Source organism: Vibrio sp. E150_018 (assembly GCF_053544035.1).
In genome coordinates, this window is sequence record NZ_JBHGNY010000006.1 from 76,583 (window position 1) to 103,054 (window position 26,472).

The window sequence follows — 26,472 nt, forward strand, 5'->3', positions numbered from 1 at the left end:
AAAGTCATTGATGAAGGCAATAAAAAACGCAACTCGAAAGCTGCGTTTGTAAGCTAGATGAACAGTTAGATTTGGATTATAAGATGTGCTGCCTTACTTCGTCATCTTTACGCTCAAGGTAGTGAATCGACTTGATGCGACGAATGGTACGGCTCTTACCACGAATGACTAAGGTTTCTGTCGTCGCGATGTTCCCATTACGAGTAATGCCTTCAAGTAGGTCACCTTTGGTAATTCCGGTTGCCGCAAAGACGACGTTATCACTGCGCGCCATATCATCCATTTTTAAGATAACGTTGGCTTGTACACCCATTTCTGCGCAGCGTTGTAATTCCAATTCACCGTGAGTGCGGTTTTCTGGTGTATCGCCTTTTACTTCATGGCGAGGTAATAGACGACCTTGCATGTCACCATCGAGTGCACGAATAACTGCAGCAGAGACTACACCTTCAGGTGCACCACCGATGCAGTACATCATGTCGACTTCGCTATCTGGCATACAAGTTAAAATAGACGCAGCAACATCACCATCTGGCACGGCAAATACGCGTGCACCCATTTGTTGAATTTTAGCAATAATCTCATCATGACGAGGTTTGGCTAAAGTGATAACGGTCAATTCATTGAGTGGCTTGTTGAGTGCTTTTGCCACATTGAGAATGTTATCTTCTACTGATTTAGAAAGGTCAAGACACCCTTTCGCACCAGGGCCAACGACAAGCTTTTCCATGTACATATCGGGTGCTTTTAAGAAGCTACCTTTTTCGCCAGCGGCTAGGACCGCTAACGCATTTGACTGGCCCATTGCGGTCATGCGGGTGCCTTCAATTGGGTCAACCGCGATATCTACCGCATCGCCACCTAAGCCAACTTTTTCACCGATATAAAGCATAGGCGCTTCATCAATTTCGCCTTCACCGATAACAATTTCACCGCTAATTTCTGTGTCATTCAGTAGAGTACGCATTACGGCGACTGCAGAGCCATCGGCTGCGTTTTTATCACCTCGACCTAACCATTTATATCCGGCAAGCGCAGCACCTTCTGTAACTCGAGAAAATGCCAATGCTAAATCGCGTTTCATACTGACTCCAAATAAAACAAAGGGAAAAAAATTATGCGGCGCATTTTAGCACAGCCAGAACGGTAACGTTTGCTTTTTTGGTTGAATCCTTACCAAGCCATCGTTATAGAGCCGATCAAAGGGAGTGAAGATATGGGCTAATGTCATAATTAAGTTAGCTTTGCTGTTTTTTTGTGCAACCGAACAGAAATAGTTAAATAAGACGGTGGCGCTTGCAACGAAGCTGAGTAGAATGAGGGTAACAAACGTGATAGGGCGTGACCTTGGGTTAGCTTTATTGCTCACCATGATCATTTAATAGGTATCAGAGATGTCTTTCGAAGTATTAGAACAGCTAGAAGCAAAAATTCAAACCGCGGTAGATACTATTGCATTATTACAAATGGAAGTTGAAGAGCTTAAAGAAAAGAATGAGCAATTGGCTTCAGAAGCAGGTCAACTACGCGAAGGTCGTGAAGAGTTAGAACAACAAACTCAAGCGATGCGCCAAGAGCAACAAGCATGGCAAGAGAGAATCCGTAATCTTCTTGGTAAAATGGATGACGTTGAATAATTGATACTGTTATACCAACTCCAACAAATAATGGATCATCTTAGCTTGTTAAAAAACTTTCTAACTGCGTTATAAAATTTGTATGTAGAACCACTACGAACAGAAATTTTATGCCTTGTTATCAAGCTTTTTCTCTACGCTAATTTAGCTCACTTATTTATTGAAATTGGTATTATCGTTTTAGATAGCAGTATAGAAACAAAAAAACAGAGCCGATTGAGCTCTGTTTTTTTGTTTGTGAGTATCTGAAATGAGATTAATCGTTTAAAGGCTCAATATCGTCCAGTTCTTCATCTAATTCTAAATCAATATCTAGCGGTTCTTGAGAAATGATCACGCCAGTATTGTCTGCATAAAGGTGATCTTCTGGTAAGAAGGTAACGCCACCAAAGTTTACCGGTACATCAACTTCACCGATGTTGTTTTGAGTCGCTCCTACTGGAATTGCTGCAATAGCTTGAATGCCAATTTCCATTTCTTCTAAATCATCAATTTCACGAACGCAGCCGTAAATCACTAGGCCTTCCCAGTCATTTTCTTCTGCTAACGCGGCAATCTCTGCATCAATCAGTGCGCGACGCAGTGAGCCGCCACCATCAATTAATAGCACTCGACCAGTTCCATCCTCTTGTAAAATAGAGCGAATAATGCCGTTATCTTCAAAGCATTTCACTGTGGTCAATTGGCCTGCGAATGAGGTTAAGCCACCAAAATTACTGAACATAGGTTCAACAACATCAACTTGGTCTTGGTAAATGTCACACAGTGCAGAGGTATTATATTCCATAGTGGTTTCTCTTTGCTTGCGGAGGATGGTTAAGAGTTCATGATTAACGAGTATATAGGCTCATTATTGCTTTGCAATGACAAAGAACAATTTCCTGAAAAGACTTTGATTTTATCAGGATAATCGTATAAATGATGTCATCATTGTCCTACAACCATAACGATTGAAAATACGATATTGGTGATAAAAGCGCATTTCACCATATCCGGTAGCATAGGCACAAATTGCTTAGCTTGTTGGATATTCCAGATGGTTTTCCCATGTTTGACTATTAGCAATAGTGGTAACAGCATAAAAACATTGAGCCAGATCGGTTGAGTGTGCATGACGAGGTAAATCGCCATGGTTAGCCAACCGAAAGCTAATAAGCCTAGATGATAACACTTGGCTTTTTCAGTGCCGATACGAACCACTAGAGTGCGTTTGTTGCTTATCGTGTCATTTTCCACATCACGCATATTGTTGATATTCAATACGCCCATCGAAAACAAACCTGAGCCAATCGCAGGCAATAGCAAGGCAGGTTTAACCGTACCAGTATGCAAGAAGTAGGTACCTAAAATGGCTAATAAACCAAAGAAGATAAATACCGAAATATCACCAAGACCGATGTAGCCATAAGGCTTGCTGCCCATGGTGTAGGCGATGGAGCTAATAATCGACAGTAAGCCTAAAAAGATGAAAGCCATAATACTGGTTGGACTTTGTAGGGCATAAAACACCAAGGCCAAGCCGCTAACAATAATAAAAACAATATTAAGCGCGATGGCTTTTTTCATTCCTGCTTGGGTGATCATTCCTTGTTGCATACCGCGAATTGGACCAATACGGTTTTCATTATCAGTGCCTTGGGCGGTATCACCGTAGTCATTAGCAAGGTTAGATAAAATTTGCAGTAGGGTTGCCGTGAGTAATGCTAAAAGAGAAATCGCAAGAGAAAAATGGTGGTCAGCATAAGCAAGGCTACTTCCTGTTGCAATCGCAGCGATAGCAAGCAGTAAAGTTTTGGGTCTAGCGGCATCAAGCCAAATAGCAAAGGATGATTTCATAGTCTTTTACAGTTAAGGTGAGTGATAAGTATCAAGTGTTCGCTAAGAAATAACAAAAGCCCGCAATGGTGCGAGCTTTTGAGTATACTTTTAAGACTAGTTTACAGGATAAAGCGACTTAAATCTTCATCTGCAACAAATTCACCTAGGCGTTGCTTAACGTAATCACCATCAATCGAGATCTTTATGCCTGGATTGTCGGTAGCATCAAATGAAATATCATCCATTAAACGCTCCATCACTGTATGCAAACGACGGGCACCAATGTTTTCAGTCGTTTCGTTGACTTGCCATGCTGCTTCAGCAATTTGAGTAATGCCGTCTTCGGTAAATTCAATTTCAACATTTTCTGTTGCCATTAATGCGCAGTATTGCTCAGTTAATGATGCGTTCGGTTCGGTCAAAATACGTTTAAAGTCATGGCTGCTTAGTGCTTCTAACTCAACGCGAATTGGTAGGCGACCTTGTAATTCAGGGATTAAATCTGAAGGGCGAGCCACTTGGAAAGCACCTGATGCTACAAACAAAATATGATCAGTACGAACCATACCGTGTTTAGTTGAAACCGTGCTGCCTTCGACTAATGGTAGTAGGTCACGCTGTACCCCTTCACGAGATACATCACCACCGCCACTTTGATCGGCGCGTTTACAAATCTTATCGATCTCATCAATGAATACGATACCGTTGTTTTCAACGTTGAAAATCGCTTGTTCTTTGAGATCTTCTTGATTGACGAGTTTAGCCGCTTCTTCTTCCGTTAATGCTTTGAAGGCATCTTTAATCTTCATTTTGCGGCTTTTCTTGGTATCGCCGGCAAGATTTTGAAACATGCCTTGAAGTTGATTGGTCATCTCTTCCATGCCAGGAGGCGCCATGATTTCTACACCCATTTGAGGTGCCGCCACATCCACATCAATTTCTTTATCGTCTAACTTGCCTTCACGGAGTTTTTTACGGAATACTTGTCGAGTATTAGAGGTGCTTTCTTGTGACTTCTCATCTTGTCCCCAACCTTCTCGAGGTGGTGGTAGTAAAGCATCAAGAATGCGTTCTTCCGCTTGTTCTTCAGCGCGGAATTGTACTTTTTCCATTTCACGTTGGTGAGTCAGTTTGATTGATACATCCGTAAGATCGCGAATGATGGATTCGACTTCTTTACCGACATAGCCCACTTCGGTAAATTTGGTTGCTTCTACTTTAATGAATGGCGCATGAGCTAATTTTGCTAAGCGGCGAGCAATTTCTGTTTTACCGACACCGGTAGGGCCGATCATTAAAATGTTTTTTGGTGTCACTTCAGCGCGTAGGTTTTCATCCAGTTGCATACGACGCCAGCGGTTACGTAGTGCAATCGCTACCGCACGCTTCGCTTTATCTTGACCAATAATGTGTTGATTGAGTTCATGAACAATTTCACGAGGTGTCATCTCAGACATAACGTTATCCTTTTACCCTATAAGTGAGCCATGAGTGTCAGTCATGGGTGGTAAATCTTTTATGGCCTTGAGCTCGAGCGCGAAATACAAAGGCCAGGTGAGATTTATAATTCTTCGATGGTGTGGTGATGGTTGGTAAACACACAAATATCGCCAGCAATGGTTAATGCTTTTTCAGCGATGTCACGTGCTTCAAGGTCGGTATTTTCAAGTAGAGCAGTTGCCGCTGCTTGAGCAAAATTACCGCCAGAACCAATCGCGATTAAATCATTTTCAGGCTGAACGACATCGCCATTACCAGTGATGATCAGAGATGCCGTTTCATCAGCAACCGCCAATAATGCTTCTAGCTTACGTAGCGCACGATCACTACGCCAATCTTTAGCAAGCTCTACTGCCGCTTTGGTTAGGTGACCTTGGTGCATTTCTAGCTTACGTTCAAAACGTTCAAAAAGCGTGAATGCGTCAGCGGTACCGCCAGCAAATCCTGCTAACACTTTATCATTGTATAAACGGCGAACTTTTTTAGCGTTGCCTTTCATGACAGTGTTGCCTAATGAAACTTGGCCATCACCAGCGATGACGACTTTATTGTTGCGGCGTACAGATACAATAGTAGTCACGAGAAACCTCTTAGTTATTCTGCGGATTTATACCCAAGTAACTTCAAGATGCGAGTTTCAGCAAGAATAAAACAAGCTTTAGGCAAGACAAATTGAATATGATCATAGTTGACCCTATCTCTATTCAATTTAACGCAGCATAAAGCTTGTTTTAACTTGCCCTTCGGGAGCTTCATCCAAACCTTTATACCGCGTCAGATTGGTTTGAAAGGTACTTACATTCCTTCGCCAATCTTCCTTGCCTAAAGATTTGGATGATAGCTCTGAATTCTGCATCTTGAAGTCACTTGGGTATAATAGATATGAGGTTAGGACAAAAAGAATTCAAGAGAAAGGGGAATAAAATGTCGAGGAGAGGGGGCTAGAAAAATTGTTATCTCGGAAACGAGGGACGAGTTATCCGGGATCTATCTATAGCGCGCTTTAAGTCGATCCCTGATGTCGCCTTGCGGCTCCTCAGGGATGACGGTTTATATAAAATCTAGATTGATGTTGCTGGTTATTTCTTTTGTCGAGATACGAGCAGCGTAGCGATCGACCTACGAGACTCGATTTTGCTTTTTCTAGCAACTAGGAACTCAAAACTAGGGACTGTCTTTCCAAGAAACGATAAGCGAAGCGCCCGAGTGACGAGATACGTTTTTACTGCAACGTATCCTTCATGATAATACAAGGCTCAATTTTAGCGCGTTGCAGTACGTGCTGCTCTTTTACTGCATCACGTTTAAAGGTATATGGGCCAAGAATAATGCGGTACCAACTACTGCCTTTTAGTTTTACTACTTTACTGCTTAAACCTTGGAACGCGATATTGGCTTTGCGTTGCTCAGCCTGAGATGACGTTTTGTAAGCACCACATTGCATGATGTATGGAATCTTAGGTACTTCCACTTCCTTAGCTTGAACTTCAATTTCACGCTTAGGTAATGTTTCCATGTATTCCCATTTTTCTTGTGGTGGCGGTGGGAGCACTTCGGTATTTTTCGGCTTGGACGAAACATTGACAGGTACGTTATTGGTTGCCGGAGCGGCTGGCTCTGGATCATTGCTCAGTATTGATAATAAATAGATTAATCCAGTGAGCAAAAGCACGGCAATAATCGCAGCTTTCCACGGAATAGCACGAGGTGCCGGCTTCTTTTTTTGAGTCGATCTTCTTTGGTTTCTATTGTTTTTCTTACTTGGGGTTGGATTCTTTCTTACGTAATCTCGGTTAGCCACGGTATTTTCAATAACTCAATAGAATAAAAAAGGAGCTATATGTTAATGCAGTTTTTTAACCAATACTATTGCTAATAATAGAAAGGGAATAACAAGTCTCTATTTTATTGCACTAGAAACATGTTAGTCCCTTTTAAAGTGTAAATTTTGATTAATTTCTCGGTGGTGCGGCACTATTTCGGATGACAAGGTTAGCTTCAAGTAATCTCGATCCTGCACGAACTTCTCTGCCTTTTAATATCTCTAACAACATTAACATCGATTGTTTGCCGATCTCATAACGAGGTTGAGCAATAGTGGTGAGCGGCGGATCGCAGTATTGAGAGAATTGGATATCGTCAAAGCCAACAATCGAAAGGTCTTGTGGTACTCGGAAACCTTGTTTTTTCGCTTGTTGAATAGCGCCGATAGCCATGCTGTCATTGTGACAAAAAATTGCAGTCGGTGGCTCAGGTAAAGAAAGTAATTTATTGGCTGCAATGACACCTGATTCTAACGTAAAGTCGCCATTAACTTGGTAGTTAGGGTTCATCTCGATTCCAGCACGACGTAAAGCCTGTTGAAAACCTTGATGGCGGAATTGACAAAGTGAAGCTTCATCAGGGCCAGACATTTCAGCGATTTTTTTATGACCCATTTGGGTTAGATAATTCACTACATCGAACGCGGCCGTTAAGTTGTCGATATGTACGGTTGGTAATTCTAATTCTGGGGCATATTCGCAAGCCATCACTAAAGGAGGGAGATTTTTTTGCTCAGGTTTACTGACATCAAAAGGAACATCCGTGCCGAGCAATAACATGCCATCTGCTTGCTTGGTGAATACTAGATTTACAAAACTGCTTTCACGTTTGAGTTGCTGGCCACTGTCACCGAGTAGGACTAAGTAATTATGCTCTGCTGCGGTATCTTCTATGCCACGAATGATTTCAGTGAAGTAGGGATCACAAATATCCGGCACAATTACAATAATGGTTTTAGATTCATTACGTCGTAGGTTTCGTGCTAAAGAATTTGGCGAATAACCTGATTCTAATACCGCATCTTCGACACGCTTTCGTGTTGCATTGGAGACTTTCTCAGGGTTCATTAGCGCACGGGAGACCGTTGCTGTTGATACTCCGGCTAGTTGGGCAACCTCCTTCATTGTCGCCATAAGTTTTCCTCTCTTTCACTTTTTATACCCAAATGGGTAAGCCAAAAACGCTTATATCAAAAATAATGAGCATATAAGCAAAATGTGAGGAATTATCCTAATTAGGGTTTATTCCTCAACAATAACGACTTCTTAATGTTATTTATACCCAAGTTACTGGATATGAATATTTTATGTTCTAAATTAGTTGGTTAATAGATCGTGTATGAAAAATCTTACATTATGTTGGTGATATGCATCACAGAGAATGGTTTTACTTTTCTGTGTTTGCACGCTTAACTTAAATCTTGTGGCTCAATATCCATATTCCAGCGCACTTTTTTGGCGAGTGGCAATAATTGGATCGCAGGTTTAGATGAACCAATAAGACGTTGCATCTGACTGCGAGTCGTCACCTGTAGCATCAGTTGCCAGCGATACTTACCAGCACGTTTGGCGAGTGGGGCAGGCATTGGGCCTAGTACCATACATTGTTCATCATAAAGCGGGTTGGCTTCAATAGTATGGCGCACTTGACGTAAAAAGGCTTCAACATCATCGTTGTTGTTGCTTTCTGCGCGAAATAGAGTCAAAAAACTATAAGGTGGCAGTTGCGCCATTTTGCGTTCTTCCAGCGCAGTTTGAGCAAAGTGTTGGTAGTCTTTATGTAGCAGTGATTGCAATAAAGCGTGTTCAGGGTGGTGAGTTTGTAATAAGACTTCACCGGGTTTACTGGCACGACCTGAGCGTCCTGCAACTTGAATAAATAACTGAGCAAGGCGCTCTGATGCTCGGAAATCACTACTATAAAGCGAACCATCGACATCCAACAACCCTACTAGGGTCACATCGGGGAAATGATGACCTTTAGCTAGCATTTGCGTGCCAATGAGGATTTGATATTCCCCCTTACGAATGGATTCTAACGCATGTTCTAGACTACCTTTACGGCGAGTACTATCACGGTCAATTCGGATGGTTTTAAATTCAGGGAACAATAATTCCAATTGCTTTTCGAGTTGCTCAGTCCCTACGCCAACCGAAACCAGTTGAGTGGAGCCACAACCTTGGCATTGATGAATCACTGGGCGTTGTGATCCACAATGATGACAGCGAATTTCTTGGCTACCTTGATGGAAGGTATAGTAAGCATCGCAACGTTTACATTCGGCTAGCCAACCACATTCATGGCACATTAATGCTGGGGAAAAACCGCGGCGGTTTAAAAACAACATCACCTGATTGCCAGCATTAAGATGGCGTCGCATTTGAGCGATTAATGGTGCCGATAGGCCGCCTTCTAAATACAAACCTTTAATATCTAACACATGATGTTTGGCTGGTTGTGCATTACCGGCGCGCTTGCTTAACGACAAGTAATGATATTTACCCGTTTTGGCATTATGTAAGGTTTCTAATGCTGGTGTGGCTGAGCCGAGCACGACTGGGAAGTTTTCTTTGTGGCCTCGCATGACTGCTACATCACGAGCGTGGTAGCGTAGGGTATCTTGTTGCTTATAAGAGGCATCATGCTCTTCATCGACAATAATAATCCCTAGATTGGCAAATGGGGTAAATAATGCCGAGCGTGTGCCGATAATAATGCCCGCTTGTTTGTCGCGCGCTGAAAGCCATGCATTTAAGCGTTCAGTATCATTTAAGCCCGAGTGCATCACTTCAACCGGCACATTAAAGCGGCGTTTGAAACGGTTAATGGTTTGTGGCGTTAAGCCTATCTCCGGCACTAACACTAAAGCTTGTTTTCCTTGTTCAAGCACAGGTTTGATAATGCTTAAATAGACTTCGGTTTTGCCTGAGCCGGTTACCCCATCAATCAAAAAACAGCCAAATCCCGGATGATTATTAATACTGGCAACCGCAATGGCTTGTTCTTCATTTAAGTGCGGTTTGTGTTGCTCGTTTTCTAATTGTGTCGGCCATTTTGGTTGAGCAGGCTGAGTATGTTTTGCTTCAATCCAGCCTTTATCTTGCAGCGTTTTTAGCGTGGTGCTGCTAATCTCCTCATCGATCATTGCTTGATGGGGCAGTGGCCCGTGATCTAGCAGGCGCACGACTTTGGCTTGTAGGTGCGCGCGACCAAACCCAGTGGCTAATTGGTTTTTGCCTGCTTCGGTAATATGCCACTCTTTGAGGCTAGTAAAATCCGCTGGCTTACCTTTTTTAAGTAATGACGGCAAAGCCATCGCTAGGGTGTCGCCAAGTGGATATTGATAAAACTGACTACACCAATGCAGTAATTGATAGAGTGATTTCGGCCAGACAGGTTTGGCATCTAGGCAAGCTTTAATCGGTTTTAATTGCTCAACCGGAAAATCAGAATGATCAACAATCCCCACTACAATACCAATTAAGGTTTGGCGGCCGAAAGGCACAGAAACGCGGCCACCAATCACGGGAAATAAATAATTAGGAATAAGGTAGTCAAAGCACTTATCTAAAGGAACAGGTAGGGCAACTTGAGCAATATTTGGCTGCATAAGTAAGAAAATTGTCCTTGAGACAGTAGGGGGAAGACAAACGAAAGACTATGATAAAACAGTCGTTATCGATATAAAACTGAAATATTGTAGAAAAAGGGAGCAAATGTGTTGATCGATGGGGCTGGATTCACTATTATACTGCGCCTCTAACGATGTATATTTTTACATCATTTTTTAGTAACAACGTATGGTGTCTGACTGCTTCGATACTCGCAAGAGAAATTTGAAGTAAGAATCGGATAGCGATACGGACCAATAAAAGGTTTGTCCTATGAAAACTGGTATCCACCCAGAATACAAAGCTGTAAACGCAACTTGTTCTTGCGGTAACTCTTTTGAGTTCAACTCTACGCTAGCAAAAGAATCTATCCACCTAGACGTATGTGACAAATGTCACCCGTTCTACACTGGTAAGCAACGTATCGTTGATACAGGCGGCCGTGTTGATCGCTTCAACAAGCGTTTTGGTGCACTTAGCAGCAAAAAATAATCTACCACTAAACTATTTTAGTGAAAGACAGAATTTTAAAGGGATGCTTCGGCGTCCCTTTTTTGTTACCTGAAAAACGTTATTACTTGAAATTAACGATATTGACTACCAAGTTAACTTTTGATCCTTTAAAATTACCTTCCCCCCTACTAAATCTAATAATTAGGAAACATTCGCTATGTCTGATGATCAGCAACAAAATGATTTTCGTCAAAAAGCACTGGATTACCACGCTAAACCTACCGCTGGTAAAATTGCTATTGCTTTAACTAAACCTGCCGATACGGCGGAAGATCTAGCTTTGGCTTATAGCCCTGGTGTTGCTGAACCGGTACGTGAAATCGCCTTAAATCCTGATAATGCTTATAAATATACTGCCAAAGGTAATACGGTTGCGGTTATTTCAAATGGTACGGCTATTCTAGGTTTAGGTAATTTAGGCCCATTGGCATCAAAACCTGTGATGGAAGGTAAAGCGCTTTTATTTAAGCGTTTTGCTGACTTAGACTCGATTGATATTCAAGTGAAACACCGCACTATCGATGAGTTTGTCGATACCGTTGCAAACATCGCGGATACTTTTGGTGGCATTAACTTAGAGGATATTAAAGCCCCAGACTGTTTTGAGATTGAGCGTCAGTTAATTGAGCGCTGTGATGTGCCGGTTTTCCACGATGACCAACACGGTACAGCCATTGTTACGGCTGCTGGTATGCTGAATGCCATTGAGCTACAAGGAAAAAAATTATCTGAGTGTAAAATTGTTTGTTTAGGCGCAGGGGCAGCAGCGGTTGCCTGTATGGAACTATTGATCAAATGTGGCGCATTACGTGAAAAAATCTACATGCTAGATCGTAAAGGCGTGATTCATACTCGTCGTGATGATTTGAATGAATATAAGCAATTGTTTGCCAACAATACAGACATGCGTACTTTGGAAGATGTGATTGCAGGGGCGGATTTATTCTTAGGCGTTTCTGGTCCAAACCTTCTACCACCTGAAGCTCTAGCATTAATGGCTGATAAACCTGTGGTATTTGCTTGCTCAAACCCAGATCCAGAAATCAAACCTGAACTGGCAGAAAAAGTGCGTAATGATTTAATTATGGGTACTGGTCGTAGTGACTATCCGAATCAAGTAAACAACGTTATTTGTTTCCCATTCATTTTCCGCGGTGCATTAGATGTGCGTGCTAGTGAAATTAATACCGAAATGAAATTAGCAGCAGTGGAAGCGATTCGTCAATTAGCAAAACAAGAAGTGCCAGTAGAAGTCCTGAAAGCTGCTGGTGTTGATTCACTATCATTTGGCCCAGACTACATCATTCCAAAACCAATGGACCCGCGTTTGCTTTCTAAAGTTGCGGGTGCAGTCGCTCGCGCAGCAGTGGAGTCGGGCGTTGCTCGTATTGAGTTGCCAGAGCAGTATAAGTAAAAAGATAAACTCGAATGCTAGGGCGCTTCGCTTCTCGTAGCTCGAATACAACAAAGCCCGCTCAAATCATTTGAGCGGGCTTTGTTTTTCTTTTTCGATAAACGAGTTACGACAATCCGAGTAACGTATTAATCATCAAACGCTTCGAATTCAATGCCCATTTCGGTCATTAAACGTTTTACTTCTGTTGGGATGTCATCTGGGCGATCTTTACGTAAATCTTCATCAGTTGGTAAAGGTTGCCCTGTATAAGCATGCAAGAATGCCTCACACAATAGTTCACTGTTGGTCGCATGGCGCAAGTTGTTGACTTGGCGGCGAGTGCGTTCATCGGTTAATACTTTAAGAACTTTTAATGGGATAGAAACCGTGATCTTTTTAACTTGTTCGCTTTTCTTTCCATGCTCTGCATATGGGCTAATGTACTCACCGTTCCAATCTGCCATCACGCACCTTCGTTGTTTAATATCTGTAATTTTAGTGGCTAAGTGCTAATTTTAGGGGCATTTACCGCCGAAAGTAAAGACATTTAGATGGCTAGAGGTCTTGACGTCCTAATTACCTAGGGATAAAGTACTAGTATACCTAAGTGACTTGGGTATATATCTTATTTTTAGCCATGCCATTGTAGGTGGATTTTTATACTTGGGTATATGATCCTTATTACTTCAAAGCAGTACATAGTTTTAATTTTTTAATTGCGTTTGTGCAAATAGCGCTTTGGAAAGATTTTAGTATAGTGGTTTATATTGATTGCGATTGCAAAAGGAAAGGAATACGCCAATGAGTTCAAGAAAGCCAGCAACTGTCGCCGTTCGTACCGGTATTGAATCGGATAGCCAATATCATGCGGTGGTTCCACCGATTTATCTATCGACCAACTATGGCTTTCCAGCTTTTGGTGAAGTGCCTAAGTATGACTACACTCGCTCTGGTAACCCTAACCGTGGTTTGCTTGAACAAACATTATCTGAACTTGAAGAAGGTGCTGGTGCAGTCATCACTAACTGTGGTACGTCTGCACTAAATTTATGGGTTTCAGCCTTTATTGGCCCTGATGATCTGATTATTGCACCACATGACTGCTACGGCGGCACCTACCGCTTATTTAATACTCGAGCACAAAAAGGCGATTTTAAAGTTCAGTTTGTTGACCAATCAAATCAGACAGAATTTGATGCCGCTATCGAGAAAAAGCCAAAACTCATTTTATTAGAAACACCATCAAACCCATTAGTGCGTGTGGTCGATATTGCTAAAGCCTGTGCAAAAGCTAAGCAAGTAGGTGCGTTAGTGGCGGTTGATAACACCTTTCTGACACCGGTATATCAAAAACCATTAACCTTGGGCGCAGATTTTGTTATTCACTCTACGACGAAGTACATCAATGGACATTCTGATGTCATTGGTGGCGTGATTATTTCGAAAGCCCCTGAGCATGTAGAAACGCTTTCATGGTGGGGTAACTGCATTGGTGCAACTGGCACACCGTTTGATAGTTACATGACATTACGCGGCTTAAGAACATTGGCAGCACGTATGCGAGTACATGAAGAAAGCGCGCAAGACTTATTGGCGTACTTACAAGAACAGCCATTAGTTGGCACTATTTATCATCCGAGCCTACCAGAGCATCCGGGGCATGATATTGCCAAAGCACAACAGAGTGGTTTTGGCTCTATGCTGAGTTTTGAAATCAATGGCAGCATGGAACAATTAAAGACCTTTGTCGGTCAATTAGAGCTATTCTCTCTGGCGGAATCGTTAGGCGGAGTAGAGAGCTTGATGTGTCACCCATCATCGATGACTCATCGAGCGATGTCAGATGAAGCACAAGCAGAAGCGGGGATCTCACCGTTGTTGTTGCGTGTTTCTGTTGGATTAGAAGATAGTCAGGATTTAATCGCTGATTTAGAGCAAGCTTTTAAAAAAGCACAAGAGGTAGCGTAAATGACATCTGCTCGTCAGTTACACAAATTTGGTGGTAGTAGTCTGGCCAACCCAGAGTGCTACAAACGAGTCGCCAACATCTTACAAGAATATTCATCTCCAGCCGATTTAGTTGTGGTGTCGGCTGCTGGGAGTACTACCAATCGATTAATTGAGTGGATTACTGCGTTAGAAAAAGATGGTCGAATCGCCCATGAAGTGCTGCAGGAATTACGACAATTTCAACTCGGTTTAATCGAAGAATTATTACCAGAAGAAAAAGCAAAACCGCTACTTGACTTAGTTAATCAAGAGTTTATGACGTTGGGTGAGATTAATGGCCCAGTGACGGAAGTGATGCGAGCTAGCATTCTAGGCCATGGTGAAGTCTGGTCATCTCGCTTATTAGCCGCGTTGTTGTCTTATCTTGATATGGAAGCGGTGCAGCTTGATTCGCGTGATTTTTTACGAGCTGAGCGTGGCGCACAACCCGAAGTGGATCGTGGCCGCTCGTTACCTCTTCTAAAAGAAAAATTAGCTCAACACGGAAAATTACGTGTAGTGATCACAGGTTTCATGGCGCGTAATGATGCAGGTGAAACCGTACTGCTTGGCCGTAATGGTTCCGACTACTCTGCTACCGTGATTGGCGCATTAGCTGAAGCATCTCGAGTCACCATTTGGAGTGATGTGGCGGGTGTATATAGCGCCGATCCTCGTAAGGTCACGGATGCTTGTTTGCTACCTTTACTGCGTTTAGATGAAGCCAGCGAGTTAGCCCGTTTAGCCGCGCCAGTATTACACAGTCGTACCTTGCAGCCAGTTGCTCAAAGCGCCATGGATTTAAGCCTACGTTGCAGCTACCAGCCAGAATCAGGTTCTACCCGTATTGAGCGAGTATTGGCATCAGGTCGTGGGGCGAAAATCATTACTTCGCTTGATGAAGTGCTACTGATTCAAATTCACTTTGGTGCAGGACATGACTTTACTCGTTTAGAATCAGACTTAATACGTTCGTTAACACGATCACAATTGCAGCCATTAGCGATGCAATCTCAACCGGATCAAGGCTTAGTGTCTTTAGCGTATACTGCTGAAATTGCTGCTGGTGCGATGACGTATTTGCAAGACACCGCAATCGGTGCAGAAATTAAATTGCTCGAAGGTTATTCGATGGTCGCAGCCGTTGGCGCTGGGGTAACGATCAACCCAAATCATTGTTATGGTTTTTACCAACAACTAAAAAATGCGCCAGTAGAATTTATTTCAGAAGCCGATTCTGGTTTAAGCCTAGTAGCTATTTTACGTAAAACCAATGTTGCTGAATTGGTCGTTGCGGTTCACTCTCAACTATTCCAAGCACAGAAACGAGTTGCAATTGCTTTATGTGGTAAAGGTAATATTGGCTCAAGTTGGTTGGAATTATTTGCTGAGCAAAAAGCCGATCTCGAAAAGCGTCGCGGCATGAGTTTTGATTTAGTTGCGGTAGTTGATAGTCAAACCTATTGGCTCGATTTAAATGGTATCGACCCTGCTCAAGCATTAACTCGCTTTGAGGATGAGTCGGTGGCTAATGACGGTCAAGCTTGGTTACATACTTTAGCGCATCAAACCGATTACCACGAAGTTGTAGTGATGGATGTGACTGCTAGTGCTGAACTAGCAAGTCAATACGAAGCCATTGCCGAACATGGTATGCATCTGATTTGTGCTAATAAAGTCGCTGGTTCGGCTTCAACGCAAGACTACCAGCGTGTAGTTAATGCCTTTGATAAAACTGGTCGCCATTGGTTGTATAACGCGACGGTAGGTGCAGGGTTGCCAGTTAACTATGCAATTCGAGATTTACGTAATAGTGGTGATCAAATTACCGCGGTATCGGGCATCTTCTCAGGTACTTTATCTTGGTTATTCCAACAGTTTGATGGTTCAGTACCTTTCACTGATTTAGTTGATTTAGCGTGGCAACAGGGCTTAACAGAACCCGATCCTCGTTCAGACCTCGATGGGTCGGATGTGATGCGTAAGCTAGTGATAGTGGCGCGTGAATCAGGGGTAGAGATTGAACCTGAAAGTGTAAAAGTAGAATCACTGGTTCCTGATGAGTTAAAAGATCTTTCAACTGATGACTTTTTCGATAAAGGGGAAGTGTTGAATGAGCTGTTATCAGAGCGTTTAGCAAAAGCTCAGAAGCAAGGTAAAGTGTTGCGTTATATTGCTCGCTTATCTCGAGAGGGTAAAGCAACGGTTGGCGTCGAAGCATTATCTCCCGATCATGCGTTAGCCAATTTATTACCTTGCGATAACGTTTTTGCGATTGAGAGTAAGTGGTACAAAGATAACCCGCTAGTGATTAAAGGTCCTGGTGCTGGAAGAGAAGTGACCGCAGGTGCATTGCAATCGGATCTCAATCGTTTATCTAATTTGATTTAGTTAATTGTGATTATGTGAACTTTGCTTTATGACACAGTCACCCACTTCTTGAAGTTATTTAAGTATATCACTATTAAATCAATAATTTATTAATGCTACTTCAGTGATGAGGTGGCATTTTTTATATTTGAGAGTTATTCAGTCTTATCATGAATAAAATTCATGATAAGAGGATTGACTTTAGATCCTATTCACTTCATTCTGTAGACATATAGACGTCTAAATGACTTCAAAGATTGTTGGGATTGGTATTCAGTGCGATAGAGATAAGGATGCTTTTCAGATTCGTACTTTTTAGGTGAGTTAAGTGGGTTGTCCACAGGGAGTAAAACATGAGTTATTCACACGCAGGCCATATTGATGCGCTAAACCATAATATTGCTGATTTAGAAGGCAAGATTAATGTTTCTTTTGAATTTTTCCCACCAAGCAGTGAGAAAATGGAAGAAACGCTGTGGAATTCAATTCACCGCTTAAAAACCCTACAACCTAAATTTGTCTCAGTGACTTACGGGGCAAATTCTGGTGAGCGCGACCGTACTCACTCGATCATTAAAGAAATTAAAGACCAAACAGGTTTGATTGCCGCGCCGCATTTAACTTGTATTGATGCTTCTCGTGATGAGCTGAAAGAGATAGCGCAAGATTACTGGAATAACGGTATTCGCGATATTGTTGCTCTGCGTGGCGACTTACCGCCAAATGGTGGTAAACCTGATATGTACGCGTCTGATTTAGTGGAATTACTGAAAGGCGTGGCCGATTTTGATATTTCAGTGGCGGCTTACCCAGAAATTCACCCAGAAGCGAAAAATGCTCAAGCGGATTTAATCAACTTAAAACGTAAAGTTGATGCTGGGGCAAACCGAGCGATCACTCAGTTTTTCTTTGATGTAGAAAGCTACCTACGTTTTCGTGACCGTTGCGTAACGGCAGGCATTGATGTGGAAATTATTCCAGGCATTCTGCCGGTTTCGAATTACAAGCAAGCGAAGCGTTTTGCGGATATGACCAATGTGCGTATTCCAAGCTGGATGGCGAAGCAATATGAAGGGTTAGATGATGATCCTGTGACTCGACAAATGGTTGGTGCCAGTCAGGCGATTGATATGGTAAGAACGCTGAGCCGTGAAGGAGTGAAAGATTTCCACTTCTATACCCTAAACCGTTCTGAAATGACCTATGCACTTTGCCACACACTCGGTGTACGTCCGCGCTAATTACCCAGATCTGCTTTACTGCATAGAAGCTATTTAAGATAGAAATGACAAAGGCTTGCTGTCATTCAGTGAGCTTTTTGCTATCTGTTGTTTCAGACTCAGGAAAGGTTTGGAGTTGTTGCTTTATTTCGTTTGCCCATTCAATCCAAGTTTGTCGCTCTAAAATATTACGCCTTAAAATTAAGTGTTCCAACTTGGCATGCGGCTCAAGAGATTTAGGGTTGTGGTAGAACTGGTTTTCGAGTTGCTGATAATGCAGCAACAAGCTTTGTGCTTCAGGGAGTAATACGTCTAATTGTTGTATAAAACGGTCTATTGATTCAACACTGCAAGCCATTAATTTAGCTGAGAATTCATCACGAGTAGCAGTATACGGGGTAGGTTGATTAAACCAAGCGGTTAATTTTGACCGCCCTAATGGCAAGATGGTATAGATTTTCTTATCAGGCTTGCCGGCTTGAGGGTGAAGTTCTGATGTTACCCATTCTAGCTGAGTCATTTTGGCTAGTTCACGATACACTTGCTGGTGGCTAGCTTTCCAAAAGTGTCCAACCTTATGAGAAAACGCTTTGCTGATGTCGTAACCGGTCGCTGGCTCTCGACTTAAGATAGTTAAAATAACGTAGGGCAGTGACATGGCAGTTTCTAAGTTTACTAAGTAGGTAACCAAGATAGCGTAATTTTATTCATTTATGTACTGGTGAAAAAATTAATCTTCTGTAAGCCAGTTCAAAACAAAAAAGAAGCTGCACTTAACAAAGTAAGTACAGCTTCTTATATTTAAATCATATTCGGTAACTAATTAAGCGTATTAACCTGTGTTACGCATACCTGCTGCGATACCAGCAATCGTCAACATTAACGCTTCTTCAAGTTCTGAAGATGGGTTTTCAGTTTTACGAGTACGGTATAACAACTCGGCTTGTAGCATGTTCAATGGCTCAATGTAGATGTTACGTAGACGGATTGACTCTAAGCCCCAAGGGTCGCTTTGCATCAAGTTCTCGTTATTTTCAACGTTTAGAACTGTCACAATATCTTTTTGCAACTGTTCACGCAAACGCTCACCAAGAGGCCATAGAGACTCATCGGTTAGGCGATGATCGTAGTAACGTGAAATATCAATATTACACTTCGAGTACACCATTTCTAGCATACCAAGTCGTGTTGAGAAGAATGGCCATTCACGACACATGTCTTCAAGCATTGGTTGGTGGCCTTGCTCAATCGCATGTTGAATCGCTTCACCAGCACCTAGCCATGCTGGTAATACTAAGCGGTTTTGGCTCCATGAGAAAATCCATGGAATAGCACGTAAGCTTTCAACACCGCCATGTGGGTTACGTTTAGATGGACGTGAACCTAAAGGCAATTTACCTAGCTCTAGTTCAGGTGTTGCGGCACGGAAATAAGGAACAAAATCCGGTTCGCCACGAACGACTGAGCGATAAGCTTCACAAGACACATTAGAAAGCGTATGCATCATTTCACGCCATTCTGGTTTTGGTTCTGGTGGCGGTAATAGATTGGCTTCTAGGATTGCGCTCGCGTAAAGGCTGAAGCTATTTACCGCAACATCAGGCAAACCTAGTTTAAAGCGGATCATCTCACCTTGTTCGGTTACGCGTAAGCCACCTTTTAAGCTTCGAGGGGGTTGGGAAAGGAGTGCGGCATGCGCTGGTGCACCACCACGACCTACCGTACCGCCACGGCCGTGGAATAGTGTTAAGTCGATGCCTTCTGCATCTGAAACTTTAACCAGTTTATCCATCGCATCGTACTGTGCCCAACCTGCTGCCATTACACCGGCATCTTTGGCTGAGTCAGAGTAACCAATCATCACCATTTGGTGGTTGTTGATAAAGTTACGGTACCAGTCTAGTGAGAACAATTGCTTCATTACCGTTTCAGAATTGTTCAAGTCATCTAAGGTTTCGAATAATGGACAAACATCCATGCGGAATTTACAGCCCGCTTCTTGCAAGATGAGGTGTACCGCAAGTACGTCTGAAGCAGTACGTGCCATGGAAATAACATAAGCGCCAAATGCTTCACGAGGGTGCTCTGCCATGACACGGCAAGTATCGAGCACTTCTTGTACTTCAGGTGACGGTTCCCAATTACGCGGCAATAGTGGGCGTTTTGAGCTAAGTTCTTTAATTAAAAACTGAACTTTTTCATCTTCGTTCCATTGGTCGTATTCACCAATTTCTAGGAAGCGGGTCATTTCAGTGATCACATCTGAGTGACGAGTACTTTCTTGACGAATATCTAAACGGACTAGGTGAATACCAAATGCTTTCACACGACGTAAAGAATCGAGTAGTGAGCCTTCTGCTATGATACTCATGCCACATTCGTATAGAGACTGGTAACACGCGAGTAGTGGGTCCCAAAGTTGCTCAACACGTTCTAGAATTGGCAGGTTAGGGACTTCAGTACCATTGATGCGTGCATCTAGTACGGTGCAAGTATTATTTAATAGAGTACGTAAGCGTTTCAGAATGGCACGGTATGGTTCATGCTCTTCGCCAGATAATTCACGCACCGTATCATTACAAGCTGTCATTGACAGCTCGGTAATCAACTCTTGAATATCGGTTAGATATAAATCAGCTGCTTTCCAGCGAGATAATAGCAATACTTCAGCAGTAATTGGGTGAGTAACATTTGGGTTACCATCACGATCCCCGCCCATCCAAGATGAAAAATGTACAGGTCTAGCATCAATAGGAAGTGATTCTCCGGTGAAGTTTTTCACACGGTCATTGAATTCACGTAAGAACTCAGGTACAGCTTGCCATAATGAGTTTTCAACAACGGCAAAGCCCCATTTGGCTTCATCGAGAGGTGTTGGTCGTTGTTGACGAATAACATCAGAATGCCAAGATTGCGCAATCAAACCTTCTAAGCGACGCTCGGCTTTCAGACGTTCACGAGTAGAAAGATCACCATGTTCTAATTGCGATAAGCACTTATTAATTTTGACCAATTTATTGATCATTGTGCGACGAGCAATTTCTGTCGGGTGGGCGGTTAGCACCAATTCGATATTCAGTTCTTTGATTGCTTGCGCGGCGTCTTTTTTGCTGATGTCATTAGACGCTAACTTACTAAATAAAGTGTTGATTGCATCAGGTTCACATACTTGTTCTTCACAGTGTCGAGAAATAGTATGAAATTGCTCTGCAATATTAGTTAAGTTAAGAAATTGGCTGAAAGCATGTGCAACAGGTGTGAGCTGTTCGTTAGGTAGGTTTTTTATTTCTTCGATTAAGCTTTCGCGGTCTTCCTGACTACCAGCACGTGCTGATTTGGAAAGCTTACGAATGGTTTCAACTTTATCAAGAATGGCATCACCATGAGCTTCTTGAATGGTTGCGCCGAGTAAGTCTCCGAGCATGCGAACATTGCCCGTTAAAGCGGCATATTTTTCATTCATCGTCGTTTCACCTTGTAATTTAATTACATCCATTTAATTTTTTATATTCATCACAATATGAGCTTGTCGTCTAAGTTTGTATAGGAAAAACTTGGTAACAAAGCATGAAGTTGTTGTTAGTCTTTGTTATAGAAACAAAATTCATCATACTGTTAGTGAGGTTTTCAACAAACTATGGAGATTAGTGGCTCGTTGCGATTAGTATAATCACTACAATCTATCGAAAATATTTGCACTGAGTCAAATATTTGCCGCCTTCATGAAACAATAATACAAATATCATTGACCTAAATCAGTTATCAATGAATGGGTAAAGCTGGTTTAGTTGCAGTGTGAAGCCTTTGTTACTTATACCATATTCGATTGTTTCGGCCGCATCCTAATGATTTGAATGCGGCATGATTCATTATTTCAACTTGTCAGATTGTATCCAATTTACTCTAGGTGCTTTTTTCTTTTCCCAAAGTAATTGCTTATGCAAAACATCTGTTTATTTAAAATACTTCTCTATTTAAAACAATAATGACGTATCGACTTAGATAAAATATTGATTGTAGGATCGATAAACTCAAAGGCTAAAAATTCATCCGGCTGGTGGGCTTGGTCAATTGACCCCGGCCCCATAACCAATGTTGGGCAAACTTCTTGTAAGAAAGGTGCTTCAGTACAGTAGTTAACCGTTTCTGATGGAATTTGAGCCAACGCTTCCATCGTTTTGATGAAAGGGTGATCATGTTGGCATTCATAGCCTGCAATGGGCTCGTGTAGCGGTTTTATCTCAATACGTTCTGGCCATTTGGCTTGTACTTCTTTAAGCGCCGCTTGCAACATGTTATTTAAGCCGTCTAAGCTGATCCCCGGTAGTGGGCGAACATCATAATGTAATTCACAACAACCACAAATTCGGTTTGCACTGTCGCCACCATGTATATGGCCGAGGTTTAACGTTGGAGTTGGAATTTCAAAGCCTGGGTGATGATATTCTTGAATTAGCTGGTTACGTAGCTGCATTAATGCGAACAGTACCTCATGCATAATTTCAATCGCATTCACGCCGAGTGCCGGGTTGGATGAGTGACCAGAGTGTCCGGTAACTCGAATTGCATTGGCGACATGGCCTTTATGTGCACGAATAGGCTTGAGACTTGTTGGCTCACCAATGATGCAATAGTCCGGCTTATACGGCGCGTCGCCATTTAAGCATGATTCTGTAAAGTGGCGGGCCCCCAGCATGCTCGTTTCTTCATCGCAGGTTGCCAGAATATAAAGGGGTTTTGTTTGGTTTGACCAATCGATTTTTTTGACCGCTTCAATAATAAAGGCGAAAAAACCTTTCATGTCCGCAGTGCCTAATCCGTAGAATCGATTGTTATGTTCGGTTAAGGCGTGTGGGTCAAAGTTCCAACGACCTTCATCAAAAGGCACGGTATCAGAGTGACCAGACAGCAATAGCCCACCTTCACCTTGGCCTTTTTTAGCGATCATGTTGTGTTTGCCCGGCGCAACTTCAATTACCTCAACAGCAAAGTCGAGATCTTTTAACCATTGCGCGAGCTTGGCGATCACTTCGGAATTCCCTTCATCCCAAGTAGGGTCGGTAGCACTAATTGAAGAGGTCGAGATCAATCCGCGATAAACATCTAAAAATTGAGGTGTGCCCATAAAAACTCCATTTCGTGTGATGGCTTTGCCTGTATGCTAATGATAAAAGCCATTGTGGTTGATAACCGGGCTATTGACAAGAAGCTTATAAAACGATAAAACACATATTAAAGCATTATTTGTGAATAAAAAATCAAATAATAAGGTTTTTTTAGAGTGGATAGTCATATTTTTACGCTTGGTAAAGATTTATTTTCAGCATGAAATAGTTCAGTGACTTAACGAATTCCACTTAAACAAATATAAATATCGCGCAAAGCAAGCAACACAAAACAAACGGATAGGTGAGTATGCTAAAAACAGTCATTATTGGAGCAAGTGGTTACACTGGTGCAGAGTTGGCCTTGATGGTCGACAAGCACCCTGAACTGACTTTATCTGGTTTATATGTATCAGAAAATAGTGTCGATGCTGGCAAACCTATTTCTCAATTACATGGCAAATTACATGGGCAGATTGATCTTGCTGTGCAACCGCTAACCTCACCTCAAGAAGTCGCGCAACAGTGTGATGTGGTCTTTCTTGCCACCGCTCACGAAGTTAGCCACGATCTCGCGCCGACTTTTCTTGCTAATGATTGTGTTGTTTTCGATTTATCCGGTGCTTACCGAGTTAAAGCGGAGGGTTTCTATCCTCAATATTATGGCTTTGAGCATACAGAATCTCAGTGGTTAGATCAGGCGGCTTACGGCTTAGTAGAATGGAATGCATCTCAAGTTGAACAAGCACAATTAATCGCTGTTCCTGGTTGCTATCCAACTGCATCTCAACTGGCGATGAAACCACTTATCGAATCACAACTTCTCGATTTAAACCAATGGCCAGTAATCAATGCTACGAGTGGCGTGACAGGAGCAGGTCGAAAAGCTTCAATGACCAACAGTTTTTGTGAAGTGAGCTTGCAACCTTATGGGGTATTCACACATCGTCACCAACCTGAAATTGCCTCGCATTTAGGTTGTGATGTTATCTTTACCCCGCATCTTGGCAATTTTAAGCGAGGTATTTTAGCTACTATTACTATGAAGTTAGCCTCTGATGATGTGACTGACGAGCAAATTGAACAAGCCTTTAATGGCGCTTATCAAGGTAAGCCTGCGGTTCGTTTACTTTCTGATATACCTCGTTTGCAAAATGTCGAAAACACGCCGTTTTGCGATATTGGATGGAAGCGTCAAGGTCAGCATCTTATTGTGGTTTCTGCGATTGATAACCTATTGAAAGGCGCATCAAGCCAAGCGATGCAATGTTTGAATATTCGTTTCGGCTTCCCTGAAATGACGGCTTTAGTGTAAGGATAATGACCATGGCTCCTTTAGTGATCAAATTAGGTGGTGCAGTATTATCCGATTTGGATACTTTGGCTAAATTATTTGGTGCAATTCAGCAATATCAAAAAGATGCACAACGTCAAATCGTCATCGTACATGGTGGTGGCTATTTGGTGGATGAGTTGATGGCAAAACTGCAATTTGAAACGGTGAAAAAAGGTGGCTTACGCGTCACGCCTTTTGACCAAATTGATTATATCGCAGGGGCGCTAGCGGGAACGGCGAATAAACTATTGCAAGGGCAAGCGATGAAGCTTGGTTTGAAATCCGTTGGCCTGAGTCTTGCGGATGGTGGCTTATGTCAAGTAACTCAGTTATCCGATGAACTCGGGGCGGTCGGTGAAGCGTCCGCTGGTGATGGCACAGTGTTGAAATCAATATTAGCAACCAATGTGTTACCTATTATCAGCTCAATTGGTATTACGGCTGAAGGACAGTTGATGAATGTCAATGCTGATCAGGCTGCAGTTGCGGTTGCTACTTCACTTGGCGCCGAGTTAGCACTACTTTCCGATGTTGCAGGCGTACTCGATGCGGATAAGCAACTTATTTCACAATTAGACCAATCACAAGTTGATCAACTGATTGAACAACAAGTGATCACTGATGGCATGATAGTAAAAGTACAAGCGGCTTTAGAAGCGGCCAATCAACTTGGTCGAGCGATTGAAGTGGCCGGTTGGAAAAAGCCTGAAAAGTTAACTCAACTTTTTGCTGGTCAAAGTATAGGAACACGTTTCTTGCCTCAATGAGGGGGGAGAAGTAACAATAAATTATCCACGGAATTCACCCAAACATGATTCCAAGGAAGGCTATAAAATAAATTTTGGAGAAGTAATATGGCTAAATTAAGCGTCGATAAAGCAAGTATTAACAAAGTAGTTGTCGCATATTCGGGTGGATTAGATACTTCAGTGATCATTCCATGGTTAAAAGAAAATTACGATTGTGAAGTTGTTGCCTTTGTGGCCGATGTCGGTCAAGGTGATGAAGAATTAGTGGGTATTGAAGAAAAAGCCATCGCATCAGGGGCATCTGAATGTTATATCGCAGACCTTAAAGAAGAGATGGTTGCCGATTACATCTACCCAACGCTAAAAACCGGTGCTTACTATGAAGGTAAATACTTACTAGGTACTTCAATGGCGCGTCCAATCATTGCGAAAGCGCAAGTAGAAGTGGCACGTAAAGTTGGCGCAGATGCGCTATGTCACGGTTGTACTGGTAAAGGTAATGACCAGGTTCGTTTTGAAGGTGCGTTTGCGGCTCTTGCTCCTGACCTACATGTGATTGCGCCTTGGCGTGAGTGGGATCTCGTCAGCCGTGAAGAATGTTTAGACTATCTCGCTGAACGTAATATTCCTTGTACTGCTTCTCTAACTAAGATCTACTCACGTGATGCCAACGCATGGCACATCTCAACTGAAGGTGGCGTGTTAGAAGATACTTGGAATGCACCAAATGATGATTGCTGGGCATGGACAGTGGATCCTGAACAAGCACCAGACCAAGCTGAATACGTAACGCTAAAAGTTGAAAAAGGCGCAGTCGTTGAAGTCGACGGCCAAGCTCTGTCTCCTTATCAAGCTTTGGTTGCGCTAAATGAAAAAGGCGTGAAGCACGGCGTTGGTCGTATTGATATCGTTGAGAACCGTTTAGTAGGCATGAAGTCTCGTGGTTGTTATGAAACACCAGGAGGTACTATTATGATGGAAGCGCTTCGTGCCGTTGAGCAACTAGTACTTGATAAAGCGTCTTTTGAATTTCGTGAAGAGCTTGCAGTAAAAGCGTCACACCTTGTGTACGATGGTCGTTGGTTTACTCCGTTGTGTAAATCATTATTGGCTGCAACTGAAGAGTTAGCGCAAGATGTTAATGGTGAAGTCGTGATCAAGCTTTATAAAGGCCAAGCAACGGTGACTCAGAAGCGTTCTGATAACAGCTTATATTCAGAAGAATTTGCTACCTTTGGTGATGATGAGGTTTACGACCAAAGTCACGCTGGTGGATTCATTCGTTTATACTCTTTATCAAGCCGCATTCGTGCGCTGAATGAAGCGAAGAAGAAATAAATACGAATATCGTAACTCGAATGCTCGTGACTCGGAAAAGAAACGCCTAGTGACGAGCATTTAGAG

General features: G+C 42.5%; 21 protein-coding genes. 9 read left to right on the forward strand and 12 right to left on the reverse strand.

The genetic code is table 11. The features are described from left to right. Positions 1 to 76 precede the first annotated feature (76 nt). Positions 77 to 1,084, reverse strand: coding sequence for a class II fructose-bisphosphatase (glpX, locus tag ACE3G9_RS08255; protein WP_417880388.1), 1,008 nt, complete (start codon positions 1,082 to 1,084; stop codon positions 77 to 79). 310 nt (positions 1,085 to 1,394) lie between these two features. Here glpX and zapB point away from each other — a divergent pair, with 310 nt between their 5' ends. Then, positions 1,395 to 1,637, forward strand: coding sequence for a cell division protein ZapB (gene zapB, locus ACE3G9_RS08260; protein ID WP_027696425.1), 243 nt, complete (start codon positions 1,395 to 1,397; stop codon positions 1,635 to 1,637). Between the two features lie 256 nt (positions 1,638 to 1,893). Here the strand turns inward: zapB and rraA are convergent, their stop codons facing one another. The 7 genes from rraA to priA form a co-directional block, all read right to left on the reverse strand. Next, positions 1,894 to 2,424 carry a ribonuclease E activity regulator RraA gene (rraA, locus tag ACE3G9_RS08265; RefSeq protein ID WP_417880387.1) on the reverse strand — a complete coding sequence of 177 codons (531 nt, stop codon included), beginning with the start codon at positions 2,422 to 2,424 and terminating at the stop codon, positions 1,894 to 1,896. 140 nt (positions 2,425 to 2,564) lie between these two features. Continuing rightward, positions 2,565 to 3,473 carry a 1,4-dihydroxy-2-naphthoate polyprenyltransferase gene (locus ACE3G9_RS08270; RefSeq protein WP_417880386.1) on the reverse strand — a complete coding sequence of 303 codons (909 nt, stop codon included), beginning with the start codon at positions 3,471 to 3,473 and terminating at the stop codon, positions 2,565 to 2,567. Positions 3,474 to 3,574: 101 nt separating this feature from the next. Next, positions 3,575 to 4,912 carry an HslU--HslV peptidase ATPase subunit gene (gene hslU, locus ACE3G9_RS08275; RefSeq protein ID WP_417880385.1) on the reverse strand — a complete coding sequence of 446 codons (1,338 nt, stop codon included), beginning with the start codon at positions 4,910 to 4,912 and terminating at the stop codon, positions 3,575 to 3,577. Between the two features lie 104 nt (positions 4,913 to 5,016). Further along, positions 5,017 to 5,535, reverse strand: a complete 519-nt coding sequence (gene hslV / locus ACE3G9_RS08280) for an ATP-dependent protease subunit HslV (RefSeq protein WP_237294437.1) — start codon at positions 5,533 to 5,535, stop codon at positions 5,017 to 5,019. 642 nt (positions 5,536 to 6,177) lie between these two features. Beyond that, a complete protein-coding gene (locus ACE3G9_RS08285) occupies positions 6,178 to 6,756 on the reverse strand; it encodes an SPOR domain-containing protein (protein WP_417880383.1) in 579 nt (192 codons plus the stop codon). 151 nt (positions 6,757 to 6,907) lie between these two features. After that, the gene (gene cytR / locus ACE3G9_RS08290) at positions 6,908 to 7,912 is read right to left on the reverse strand and encodes a DNA-binding transcriptional regulator CytR (protein ID WP_417880382.1); all 1,005 of its coding nucleotides are present in this window, start codon (positions 7,910 to 7,912) and stop codon (positions 6,908 to 6,910) included. 275 nt (positions 7,913 to 8,187) lie between these two features. Then, the gene (gene priA / locus ACE3G9_RS08295) at positions 8,188 to 10,389 is read right to left on the reverse strand and encodes a primosomal protein N' (RefSeq protein WP_417880381.1); all 2,202 of its coding nucleotides are present in this window, start codon (positions 10,387 to 10,389) and stop codon (positions 8,188 to 8,190) included. A gap of 274 nt (positions 10,390 to 10,663) precedes the next feature. On the opposite strand from priA, the gene rpmE reads away from it, so the two are divergent. Continuing rightward, complete coding sequence (rpmE, locus tag ACE3G9_RS08300; protein ID WP_237294440.1) at positions 10,664 to 10,882, forward strand: 50S ribosomal protein L31; 219 nt, start codon at positions 10,664 to 10,666, stop codon at positions 10,880 to 10,882. A gap of 178 nt (positions 10,883 to 11,060) precedes the next feature. After that, a complete protein-coding gene (locus ACE3G9_RS08305; protein WP_449218899.1) occupies positions 11,061 to 12,317 on the forward strand; it encodes a malic enzyme-like NAD(P)-binding protein in 1,257 nt (418 codons plus the stop codon). A 128-nt stretch (positions 12,318 to 12,445) separates the two neighbouring features. On the opposite strand, the gene metJ is transcribed toward ACE3G9_RS08305, so the two are convergent. Beyond that, entirely contained in the window at positions 12,446 to 12,763 is a 318-nt protein-coding gene (gene metJ / locus ACE3G9_RS08310; RefSeq protein WP_089139961.1) for a met regulon transcriptional regulator MetJ, read from the reverse strand. 337 nt (positions 12,764 to 13,100) lie between these two features. Between metJ and ACE3G9_RS08315 the strand changes: the two genes are divergently transcribed. The 3 genes from ACE3G9_RS08315 (at position 13,101) to metF (ending at position 17,899) form a co-directional block, all read left to right on the forward strand. Next, complete coding sequence (locus ACE3G9_RS08315) at positions 13,101 to 14,267, forward strand: O-succinylhomoserine (thiol)-lyase (RefSeq protein WP_417880379.1); 1,167 nt, start codon at positions 13,101 to 13,103, stop codon at positions 14,265 to 14,267. Next, the gene (locus ACE3G9_RS08320; RefSeq protein WP_417880378.1) at positions 14,268 to 16,679 is read left to right on the forward strand and encodes a bifunctional aspartate kinase/homoserine dehydrogenase II; all 2,412 of its coding nucleotides are present in this window, start codon (positions 14,268 to 14,270) and stop codon (positions 16,677 to 16,679) included. A 332-nt stretch (positions 16,680 to 17,011) separates the two neighbouring features. Continuing rightward, complete coding sequence (gene metF, locus ACE3G9_RS08325; RefSeq protein WP_237294445.1) at positions 17,012 to 17,899, forward strand: methylenetetrahydrofolate reductase; 888 nt, start codon at positions 17,012 to 17,014, stop codon at positions 17,897 to 17,899. Between the two features lie 61 nt (positions 17,900 to 17,960). Here the strand turns inward: metF and ACE3G9_RS08330 are convergent, their stop codons facing one another. From ACE3G9_RS08330 to argE, 3 genes are all read right to left on the reverse strand, one after another. Further along, positions 17,961 to 18,536: a PadR family transcriptional regulator gene (locus ACE3G9_RS08330; RefSeq protein ID WP_449218900.1), complete on the reverse strand. Its 576-nt coding sequence runs from the start codon at positions 18,534 to 18,536 to the stop codon at positions 17,961 to 17,963. 174 nt (positions 18,537 to 18,710) lie between these two features. After that, entirely contained in the window at positions 18,711 to 21,341 is a 2,631-nt protein-coding gene (ppc, locus tag ACE3G9_RS08335) for a phosphoenolpyruvate carboxylase (protein WP_417880375.1), read from the reverse strand. A gap of 507 nt (positions 21,342 to 21,848) precedes the next feature. Then, positions 21,849 to 23,003, reverse strand: a complete 1,155-nt coding sequence (argE, locus tag ACE3G9_RS08340) for an acetylornithine deacetylase (protein WP_449218901.1) — start codon at positions 23,001 to 23,003, stop codon at positions 21,849 to 21,851. 290 nt (positions 23,004 to 23,293) lie between these two features. Between argE and argC the strand changes: the two genes are divergently transcribed. The 3 genes from argC (at position 23,294) to ACE3G9_RS08355 (ending at position 26,406) form a co-directional block, all read left to right on the forward strand. After that, positions 23,294 to 24,298 (forward strand): N-acetyl-gamma-glutamyl-phosphate reductase, encoded by a 1,005-nt coding sequence (gene argC / locus ACE3G9_RS08345; protein ID WP_449218902.1) that lies wholly within the window; start codon positions 23,294 to 23,296, stop codon positions 24,296 to 24,298. Positions 24,299 to 24,303: 5 nt separating this feature from the next. After that, positions 24,304 to 25,086 carry an acetylglutamate kinase gene (argB, locus tag ACE3G9_RS08350; protein ID WP_449218903.1) on the forward strand — a complete coding sequence of 261 codons (783 nt, stop codon included), beginning with the start codon at positions 24,304 to 24,306 and terminating at the stop codon, positions 25,084 to 25,086. 87 nt (positions 25,087 to 25,173) lie between these two features. Next, complete coding sequence (locus ACE3G9_RS08355) at positions 25,174 to 26,406, forward strand: argininosuccinate synthase (protein WP_417880371.1); 1,233 nt, start codon at positions 25,174 to 25,176, stop codon at positions 26,404 to 26,406. The last annotated feature ends 66 nt before the right edge of the window (positions 26,407 to 26,472 follow it).

Coding starts and splice junctions, on each gene's coding strand:
- hslU (WP_417880385.1), bottom strand. CDS start 4,912: ATGTCTGAGATGACACCTCGTGAAATTGTTCATGAACTCAATCAACAC.
- glpX (WP_417880388.1), bottom strand. CDS start 1,084: ATGAAACGCGATTTAGCATTGGCATTTTCTCGAGTTACAGAAGGTGCT.
- argC (WP_449218902.1), top strand. CDS start 23,294: ATGCTAAAAACAGTCATTATTGGAGCAAGTGGTTACACTGGTGCAGAG.
- argE (WP_449218901.1), bottom strand. CDS start 23,003: ATGGGCACACCTCAATTTTTAGATGTTTATCGCGGATTGATCTCGACC.
- ppc (WP_417880375.1), bottom strand. CDS start 21,341: ATGAATGAAAAATATGCCGCTTTAACGGGCAATGTTCGCATGCTCGGA.
- ACE3G9_RS08320 (WP_417880378.1), top strand. CDS start 14,268: ATGACATCTGCTCGTCAGTTACACAAATTTGGTGGTAGTAGTCTGGCC.
- ACE3G9_RS08355 (WP_417880371.1), top strand. CDS start 25,174: ATGGCTAAATTAAGCGTCGATAAAGCAAGTATTAACAAAGTAGTTGTC.
- priA (WP_417880381.1), bottom strand. CDS start 10,389: ATGCAGCCAAATATTGCTCAAGTTGCCCTACCTGTTCCTTTAGATAAG.
- cytR (WP_417880382.1), bottom strand. CDS start 7,912: ATGGCGACAATGAAGGAGGTTGCCCAACTAGCCGGAGTATCAACAGCA.
- rpmE (WP_237294440.1), top strand. CDS start 10,664: ATGAAAACTGGTATCCACCCAGAATACAAAGCTGTAAACGCAACTTGT.
- ACE3G9_RS08270 (WP_417880386.1), bottom strand. CDS start 3,473: ATGAAATCATCCTTTGCTATTTGGCTTGATGCCGCTAGACCCAAAACT.
- ACE3G9_RS08315 (WP_417880379.1), top strand. CDS start 13,101: ATGAGTTCAAGAAAGCCAGCAACTGTCGCCGTTCGTACCGGTATTGAA.
- ACE3G9_RS08305 (WP_449218899.1), top strand. CDS start 11,061: ATGTCTGATGATCAGCAACAAAATGATTTTCGTCAAAAAGCACTGGAT.
- zapB (WP_027696425.1), top strand. CDS start 1,395: ATGTCTTTCGAAGTATTAGAACAGCTAGAAGCAAAAATTCAAACCGCG.
- ACE3G9_RS08330 (WP_449218900.1), bottom strand. CDS start 18,536: ATGTCACTGCCCTACGTTATTTTAACTATCTTAAGTCGAGAGCCAGCG.
- argB (WP_449218903.1), top strand. CDS start 24,304: ATGACCATGGCTCCTTTAGTGATCAAATTAGGTGGTGCAGTATTATCC.
- rraA (WP_417880387.1), bottom strand. CDS start 2,424: ATGGAATATAATACCTCTGCACTGTGTGACATTTACCAAGACCAAGTT.
- metF (WP_237294445.1), top strand. CDS start 17,012: ATGAGTTATTCACACGCAGGCCATATTGATGCGCTAAACCATAATATT.
- metJ (WP_089139961.1), bottom strand. CDS start 12,763: ATGGCAGATTGGAACGGTGAGTACATTAGCCCATATGCAGAGCATGGA.